We start from the raw sequence: 8742 nt of genomic DNA on the forward strand, positions 1-8742 counted from the left end.
TTTCGTAAGGGCCGAACACGCTCCCACGGCAATTGCTTCCTGTCCCCAGTAAGGATGAAAATATCCCCTCAGATGGCCCTGTCTGTATAATTTAACACCCTCTTCTTCGAATCGTCTGATTTTAAACATTATAGAATAAAATTTAAATGGGGTATCTAATCATCTCCCGTAAAGTTTTATCTTTATGGGATGAAATATCCGGCAGACCAAATGGAATTTGAAGAAATGTTTAAATCGGAGCAAGCCTGCATTGATTACTTGATATCATTGAGATGGCCAAATGGATTTGAATGCCCCCAATGTGGCTCACTTCGATTCTGGAAAAAGAACAAAGGACGGTTTGAATGTTCTGATTGCCATAAAGAAACTACAGTGACAAATAATACAATGTTTCATAAGAGCACTAAGCCCTTGCTGGTTTGGTTTCATGCCATTTGGTGGATGGTTGCACAAAAGAATGGAGTCAGTGCAAAGGGATTGCAAAAAGTACTTGGATTAGGAAGCTATCAGACTGCATGGACTTGGTTGCATAAGTTCAGACGATTAATGGTGTTAAGCGGCAGAAGCAAGCTAGAGGGCGTTGTTGAAATAGATGAAGTCTTTGTTGGTGGCAAAACTCCAGGGAAACGTGGCCGAGGGGCAGAAGGAAAAAGTATTGTTGCTGTAGCTATTGAAGTCAAAGGGCGAAAAACAGGCAGGGTTAGATTGGAAAAAATTCCTGATGCATCAGCCAATAGCCTGAAAGCCTTTATTGAAAGAAATGTTGAACTATCGTCAACCATTATTACTGATGGATGGCCTAGTTATTCAGAATTAGAAGAACTGGGTTATTCGCATAAAATACAAAAGCCAAGCCAACAGTAAATGAAGAAGACGGGGAAATATTGCCTAATGTCCATCGAGTGGCTTCGTTGCTGAAAAGATGGCTCCACCCACTTGCTTCACACCGTTAACGGTGCCTTTGATAGCTTCTACAGCGACTCCAACTGTGTCCTGTCCTAACTCTTTGGCGGAATGGATGGCTTGTTGCACAGAACCCTTCACTGCATCTTCTTGTGAGACTCCAGATTTCTTAGCACCTTGAATGGTGCCATCAACAATTCCTTTTATGGAGCGAATGACTGTTGATCCAACGTTGGCAACTCCGCTAATGGCTCCTGCGACAATGGATGCCGGCACTTGAATTCCTTTTACGACAAGATCTCCGGCTCCCTCAATGGTTGTAATAGTCAAATCTTTAACTACATTGGCAACAGAACTACCCACATCGACTGAAAAACAGTTTTTTAACTTAATTTTTTAATGCTTTAACAAGATTTTTTTAATTATTCTGTGCCATCATAATCGGGATAGAGAAAGCTGTTATAAGGGAAGCGCTGCACGTGTATTTCACGCACCATATCATATACTTTTCTTCGAAACTCCTCAAGGTTTAGTTTTTGTGTTGCCGAAATAAAAACCGCATCTCCATTCACTGAATTCATCCAGGTGTTTTTGAGTTCGTCAAGTGTAAAATGGGCATTGGTTTTTTCAGTAACCAAATCATCTTCTTCGAGAGGTTCCGGCGTGTAAGCGTCAATTTTGTTAAATACCATGAGCATAGGTTTGTCCCTGCCTTCAATTTCGTCGAGAGTTTGATGTACTGAATTGATGTGGTCTTCAAACTGTGGGTGAGATATATCCACTACGTGTAAAAGTAAATCGGCCTCACGCACTTCGTCAAGGGTGCTTTTAAACGACTCTACCAGTTGGGTGGGGAGCTTTCTAATAAATCCTACTGTGTCTGTAAGCAGAAAAGGCAAGTTGCCAATCACCACTTTTCTTACCGTCGTATCTAATGTGGCAAAGAGCTTGTTTTCTGCAAACACTTCAGATTTACTGATGGCATTCATTAAGGTTGACTTTCCAACATTGGTATAGCCAACTAATGCGACACGCACCAGTGCCCCACGATTACCTCTTTGCACGGCCATTTGTTTATCGATAGTTTTGAGTTTGTCTTTAAGCAGGGCAATTCGGTCGCGCACAATACGGCGGTCAGTTTCAATCTCGGTTTCACCGGGGCCCCGCATACCGATACCTCCACGCTGACGCTCAAGGTGAGTCCACATACCGGCAAGCCTAGGCAATAAGTATTCATATTGAGCCAATTCCACCTGTGTGCGTGCATAACTTGTTTGTGCCCGTTGCGCAAAAATGTCCAAAATCAGGTTGGTGCGGTCAATGATTTTGCATTTTAATATTTTCTCGATGTTTTTTTGTTGGGCCGGTGAGAGTTCATCGTCAAAAATAGCAGTGCCCACCTCGTTTTCCTCTACAAATTGGCGGACTTCTTCCATTTTCCCGGTGCCAATAAAGGTTTTGGGATTGGGTTTGTCGGTTTTTTGCATAAAGCGTTTAATCACCTCAGCACCGGCAGTATAGGCAAGAAATTCGAGTTCGTCGAGGTATTCTATGGCTTTTTCTTCGCTTTGATTCTGTGTAACCAATCCAATAAGGACTGCTTTTTCATATTCTATGTCGAGTTTTTCTATCATAATTTTATAAGTAATGCAAAACTACACAATTATATAAGGGAATAAAAAAAGAGACTGCTTTTTAGGCAATCTCTTTACTTTTCAAAACATCGAAGTTTAAAAGATTTAATCTGTTACACTAACATCATCAATTTGAATGGTAGTAGTAGTACCGTTTGAGCCTCCCACATATTGAAAACCAATGTGTATGTTTTGACCAATATATGCAGATAAATCAACATTACCGGAGTCTGTGAAGTTTTCTGCATAACCATTTACTGTGCCAGAAGCTATGGTTACATCAGTCAATTCTGTCCAAGTTGCCTCGCTAATTGTACTGTTTTCAAGGTCTGTGGAAACAAAAACTTTTAATGCTTGCCCATTGTTAAAACCATCTTTGGTTTTAAAGTTTAATGCGGGGTTTGTTGTTCCGCTTAGGTTCAAATAAGGAGTAACCAACCAAGCTTCAACATTTGCCTCATTTGATTGAAAAGCACTTATTTGAGCATATTTGTTTCCGCCAAATGATCTCCCTTCATATTTTCTTTCTCCACCGGTAACATTAACATTTCTCCAGCCCTCTATATCAATCAACACACCCACTCCGGTCGGCACGCTTTCAAAGTTTTCTGAAAAAGGAAGGTTTATAGGTGTTTCATCAATAATTCCCCCATCATCTATGGGACATCTTTCCTGATCAAAGTCTACATCAGCAGTACTGCGGATAAACACTTGATAGTCATTATTGAAAATACTCATTACAGCGGTTAGTTGTCCATTACCTTCTGGCATCAATTCATTTTTGAAATCAGCAAAGCCACTGTTTCTCATAATAATTGAAGCAGTTCTGTCACAGTTTGTAATCGTTCTGTTAACAGAAAAAGTATTGTTTAAATTAGCATATGGTGTACCTAGATCGCTATCAGAAACCTGAACGTTTTCAAATGCAACTAGTGTGTTCAAGTCTGCGATAGTAACACCGTTTAAAGTTCTGATGTTAGGCACAAGTTCTTCTACATTGTTTGAACGTAATACACGCTCTTCAAATTCAATAATACTCATCCTTCCTATTTCTTCTCCATTAAGGACACCTAGGGTAGGTAGCCCGGCAAATTCACCTGAGTAGAGTCCGTCAACTCGCACATAGATTTTTCTTCCGGGTTCAAATAAGGTATACATGCTTGTAGATTCTGTTGAAATTGAAATCCCATGTTTTGGATTCTCAGGACTGTCTTGAATTACAAGCGTTTTGTAAAAATTGCCGGCTTCATCACTTGAAACAACATATGCTTCCATATACAAAGGGTTACCGCTGTTTGTTATTAATACGGGTTCAAAGCCGTTATAAAAACCTTTTACATTTTCTATATTGGTATTAACTGTTACGTTTGGCTCTTCAGTATTGATTTCAGGAGTGTCAAAATCGTCATCTTTAACACACGATATAGTAACTAGGCCTGCAAAAAACAAGGCACTTAGTAATTTGATATTTTTAATTGTTTTCATGATTGTTATTTTTTATTAAAATCTTATATATACATTAAGGTAGTATGAGGCTCCGTACCCATACCAATATTTAGATCCAAATACAGGGGTTGTATTGGCCTGATCATCTCTCAGGGTTCTAAAATTAGCGTTTCTGGCCTGCTCATAACCACCGGTTTTATATTCCTGATTAAATATATTATTGATTGCGGCAAAGAAACCAACATAATAGTCGTTGATTTTCCAAGATTTACCACCCACAACATTTACCAAGAAATAATCATCAAATTTTTCTTGTCTTAAAAGATCGCGAGCTACATTTTCATCATAGTCATTGAATGGAATACCATCAACATCTGTATAGAAATTGCTGGTTCTAGTTAATGGACTTACATCAATATAAGCGTTTGAGAAGTAGTTTGTTGTTGCACCAATCCACCAAAAATCCGGGTCTCTGTATTCAAAACCTATTTGATAGGCTCTTTGGGGGCCACCGGCAATACGGTAGTTTTTTAGGTATGATTCTCCAAAATTAAGTGCTTCTGTAAAATCATCAGAAGTTAAATATAGATTTGGATTATTGTTGTAAATATAATCGCCAACCGAAGCTGCGGCTTTTAATTTGATTGTTGAAGTGACCTGTGCTTCGATCCCAAATTCTATACCCATATGGCTTTTATCTATACCACTAAGAACTTCTTGAACAAATGCATTGTCAATATCCCTTGAAATACCATAAATGCCATCAGCATAATAAAAACTAATCTCAGTAGCATCTTGTACTTGTGTGTAAAAACCGGTTAATCTAGCTTTAACAATTGGGGATCTGTAAATGTAACTCAGGTCAATGTTTTGAATTGATTCGCTTTCAAGGCCGGTAACTAAATTGTTGTTTTGTCTTGAGTTTGAAAAGCTGTTCCTTATGGTCGGTGCTTTTGTTATATAAGCTGTATTTAAGTCAAATAAATGACGCCCTGAAAGCTTGTAAGTTAGCCCTGCCTTTGCTCCATAGTTTGTGAAGTCAGCTTTTTCACTTTTTCCAAGGGAGTTGTCAGGGAAGTTGCCGTTTTGGTACAAACCTGTTCTTTGATATGAAGTTTGTGACACATTTGCAGCAATATAGAAATCTACTTTTTTGTATTTAAACTGAGCCTGGGCAAAACCTTCATAATTAAAAGCATCGATTTCAAAATTATATTTGAATTTATCTCCTTCTCCAATCACACGGTTTGGGTTCAAAAGATCGTTTTGGGCTGCATCTCCGGTACTGAATGAATCGACATCAAGATATCCATTTCCTCCCAAAAGATCTAACATGTAAGCAAAGTTTTCAGAGCTAAGTTTTTTAAAATTCATCCCTCCATTGATAGTGACGTTTTGATTAATATCTGACGTTAAAAGCGTGTTTGCCATTAATTGAGTGTCGTCATTTCTGTCGTCATACAAATAGTATCTGGAAGTTCCGCCATAAGAAATATTTCGTCTGTAGAGGTTTTGCCAGTCAATTTGACCGTCATTTTGAAAAGCGACCAGTTTCCTGTAAGCACTCGCATAGTTTGGCCCTGCAGGGTTTGCCAAGTCATAACTTGGTAAATATTGATAGTAGCTTGGGTCTGGGTTTGAAGTATTATCATAACCAAGCCTGCTGTTTGATAATTTTCCAAACTGATAACCTACATTTGTGTTAAGTCTGGTTTTATCTGAAATATCCCAAAAGTGGTTCAACATAAATACCGGCTCTTCAATTTCCCTGATTCGCGAGTTTCTGATTTCGCCGTCTTGTTCACCCCAGTAAGGATTATATTTGATTCCTTTAATGTCAATGACTTCCTGTGTGTTTGCTGCAGATTTCCCTCTTCTGTTTGGGGTGTAAAAAGCTGTAAAGTTTAAACTGTGATTGTCTGAAAGCTTTTTTTCAACTGAAGCTGCAAAAGAGTTTGAATCATAAAGGGTTCCGTCAATAAAACCTTCGTTTCCAAAGCGACGTGAAACCAATACAGTATACGCCCAACCACTTGTAGTCATTCCAGAGCTGTAGGAGCCCATAACTCTTCCGGTATATGTCCGGTTTGATATTGCATATGAAACCCTACCGCCTTTTCTGTACTGCGAAGCCCTCATATTAATGTTAGTACTACCGGCAAGACCACCAAAAGTATATTCAGATGGAGATAGACCCATTGAAAACTCCTGATTTCTCTGAATGTCATTTAGACCTCCCCAATTTGACCACTGAGGGCGGCCATTAAACATTTTGTTCATTTCCAGGCCGTTGATTAGCACTTTTCCGTATTCAGAATCCAATCCACGTGGTCTGAAGAAAGTAGCACTGAAGTCAAACGCCGCAGCGTTAAGGAAAACATCCCTAGAGGCTTGTAATAGACCTGAAATATTGTCTACTCCACCTTCATCTTCATCTAATTCATTATCCGCTAACGTGATAATCCCAATTTGAGTTTGTGCAGCAGCAAAATCTACTTCCATCAATACGGGATCGAGGTTTAGGGTTCCACCACTTTGAATAGTGATTGGAAACCTTAATGTATTATAGCCAATTCTTTCAACTAATAATACTTGTTCTCCAAGGGGAAGGTTTGAATTAGTGATTGTAAAATTACCGTTGACATCTGTTGTTGTCGTAAAGATGCTTTCCTGAATACTTATCTGGGCACTTGGAATGGGTTCGCCAGAGTTTGTATCAATCACTCTACCCTTAACTGTTGTATCTTGTGCTTGCGAAAAAGCAAATAACGAAATACAAAACAGTAAAGTCAAAATGTTTTTTTTCATTCGAAATTGAATTTGATTGGATTAAGAAATCATTATAAATGAGCCACAAAATTACATTATTTAAATGAATTATTTAACTTTGGCGCAGGTTTTGCCCAATCATTTACAATTAGTTAATATATGAATATCATGCTCAAGATCAGGTTTATCATTTCCATTGCTTTATTAATCCTTAGTTTCGCCGTTGTCGGACAGGAAAAAAAATCATACAAGGTTAATGCTGCAGCATTTTATAATGTTGAAAACTTATTTTCGCTTGAAGATGATGAGTTCACACGTTATCATGACAGAACACCACGTGCTGATGCTTATTACACTAAAAATGTCTACAATGCCAAGCTTAAAAACTTAGCCAAAGTAATCTCAGAAATAGGTGCCGATGTTACAGGAACAACACCTGCACTTGTTGGTCTTTGTGAAGTTGAAAACAGAGAAGTGATACAGGATTTAATCAATCAGGATGCATTGCGGTCCAGTAATTATGGAATAATTCATTACCACTCCCCGGACAGACGTGGAATAGACGTTGCCCTGATTTACAAGAAAGACGTATTTGTGCCTACAAACACTGAAAGTGTTGAATTAGTAATCTACAATAACAATAATCCTGACCAAAGAGTTTATACCCGTGATCAGTTAGTGGTTAGTGGACTATTGGATGGTGAAATGGTTCACTTTATAGTTAATCACTGGCCTTCCAGAAGTGGTGGTGAAGCCAGAAGTAGGCCCAATAGGATTAAAGCTGCAGAGTTGAATAAACGCATAATTGATTCGCTTCACAGTATTGATCCTTATGCAAAAATCATCAGTATGGGTGACTTTAACGATGACCCGACAAACCAAAGTATAAAGAATGTGTTGGGAACAAAATCTAAAAGGGAGGATGTTGAAATAAAAGACCTTTTTAACCCTATGGAAGATATGCATAAAAGAGGTCTGGGTACATTGGCCTGGCGCGATGGCTGGAATTTATTTGACCAAATGATGGTTTCAGCCGGGTTTTTATCAGGTGATTTTTCAACTTATCAATTCTACAGGGCAGGAATTTACAACCCGCCTTATTTAGCCAACCCCAGAGGGCGCTATAAAGGGTATCCATATAGGGCATTTGCTGACGGAGGTTTCACTGGTGGATATAGTGATCACTTCCCTGTTTATGTGTTGTTAATCAAAGAAGCAAATTAGATGTATAAAATATTAAGTACAAAAAAACTCCCTGATTGGGAGTTTTTTTTATGAAGAGAACCAGTGATCCCAAGGAATTCTGGATAAAATTAAAATTAAACCTAAGGTGTAAAAAATGGCAAGCATTTTAAACTTCCCTTTTGAAGTTAATTGCTTTTTGTGTTTTGAATATCCAATGGTAATTAAAATAACGGCAATTATCATAATCAATGGATGCTCAACAGCAAACAACCTCATTTCACTATTGCTCATAACATCGGCCATTGTTAGGTCTTCTCTTGTAATTGAAGCAAAACCCAAAGTGGGATGTGCAAAATAAAGAATTAATCCGACCAACACTTGAATATGGGTAACAATCAACCCAAAAAGGGAAATACTGAAATCTTTTGCACCAAAAGGCCGGTTTGCCATATATTTTACAAGCGCATTTAAACTTGCTAAAAGCAATATGAGTAGCACCAAATATGCCCAGTACCCGTGAATAACGTCTAAAATTCTATCAAAAGCCATAAGATTATTTATTGTTGAAAAACAAAAGTAAGATTTATTTAAAGAAAAACCACTTCTCAACTTTTAAGAAATGGTATTAACTAAGTTTATTTTAGACTGTAAAGTTCAATCAAATAGTTTTTTCAGGAATGGCATCAATCTCAACTTTTAAATTTTTGATAAATTCAAAATAAGATGCTTTGAGTTCTTCTTTTATGGGTTCGGCAGCTGGAAGTTTTATGGCATAAGGGTCCACCTGTTTTCCATTGTACCAAAA

At 38.1% G+C, this 8742-nt stretch carries 7 protein-coding genes; 2 read left to right on the top strand and 5 right to left on the bottom strand.

Annotated features, from left to right (window positions below; genetic code table 11):
* The first annotated feature begins 189 nt into the window (after positions 1-189).
* The gene (locus tag AC6F75_RS04120; protein ID WP_500713679.1) at positions 190-864 is read left to right on the top strand and encodes an IS1595 family transposase; all 675 of its coding nucleotides are present in this window, start codon (positions 190-192) and stop codon (positions 862-864) included.
* Positions 865-888: 24 nt separating this feature from the next.
* Here AC6F75_RS04120 and AC6F75_RS04125 read toward each other — a convergent pair whose 3' ends face one another.
* The 4 genes from AC6F75_RS04125 to AC6F75_RS04140 all read right to left on the bottom strand — a co-directional run bounded on the left by AC6F75_RS04125 (position 889) and on the right by AC6F75_RS04140 (position 6791).
* Complete coding sequence (locus tag AC6F75_RS04125; protein WP_500713680.1) at positions 889-1266, bottom strand: hypothetical protein; 378 nt, start codon at positions 1264-1266, stop codon at positions 889-891.
* Positions 1267-1325: 59 nt separating this feature from the next.
* Complete coding sequence (hflX, locus tag AC6F75_RS04130) at positions 1326-2537, bottom strand: GTPase HflX (protein ID WP_500713681.1); 1212 nt, start codon at positions 2535-2537, stop codon at positions 1326-1328.
* 105 nt (positions 2538-2642) lie between these two features.
* Positions 2643-4022: a DUF5689 domain-containing protein gene (locus AC6F75_RS04135; RefSeq protein WP_500713682.1), complete on the bottom strand. Its 1380-nt coding sequence runs from the start codon at positions 4020-4022 to the stop codon at positions 2643-2645.
* 15 nt (positions 4023-4037) lie between these two features.
* Complete coding sequence (locus AC6F75_RS04140) at positions 4038-6791, bottom strand: carboxypeptidase-like regulatory domain-containing protein (protein ID WP_500713683.1); 2754 nt, start codon at positions 6789-6791, stop codon at positions 4038-4040.
* A 129-nt stretch (positions 6792-6920) separates the two neighbouring features.
* Between AC6F75_RS04140 and AC6F75_RS04145 the strand changes: the two genes are divergently transcribed.
* Complete coding sequence (locus AC6F75_RS04145) at positions 6921-7976, top strand: endonuclease/exonuclease/phosphatase family protein (RefSeq protein ID WP_500713685.1); 1056 nt, start codon at positions 6921-6923, stop codon at positions 7974-7976.
* A 48-nt stretch (positions 7977-8024) separates the two neighbouring features.
* Here AC6F75_RS04145 and AC6F75_RS04150 read toward each other — a convergent pair whose 3' ends face one another.
* Positions 8025-8486, bottom strand: a complete 462-nt coding sequence (locus AC6F75_RS04150; protein WP_500713684.1) for a hypothetical protein — start codon at positions 8484-8486, stop codon at positions 8025-8027.
* Positions 8487-8742: the final 256 nt, after the last annotated feature.

It is taken from the genome of Planktosalinus sp., from assembly GCF_059864935.1.

Coding starts and splice junctions, on each gene's coding strand:
- AC6F75_RS04120 (WP_500713679.1), top strand. CDS start 190: ATGAAATATCCGGCAGACCAAATGGAATTTGAAGAAATGTTTAAATCG.
- hflX (WP_500713681.1), bottom strand. CDS start 2,537: ATGATAGAAAAACTCGACATAGAATATGAAAAAGCAGTCCTTATTGGA.
- AC6F75_RS04135 (WP_500713682.1), bottom strand. CDS start 4,022: ATGAAAACAATTAAAAATATCAAATTACTAAGTGCCTTGTTTTTTGCA.
- AC6F75_RS04140 (WP_500713683.1), bottom strand. CDS start 6,791: ATGAAAAAAAACATTTTGACTTTACTGTTTTGTATTTCGTTATTTGCT.
- AC6F75_RS04145 (WP_500713685.1), top strand. CDS start 6,921: ATGCTCAAGATCAGGTTTATCATTTCCATTGCTTTATTAATCCTTAGT.
- AC6F75_RS04150 (WP_500713684.1), bottom strand. CDS start 8,486: ATGGCTTTTGATAGAATTTTAGACGTTATTCACGGGTACTGGGCATAT.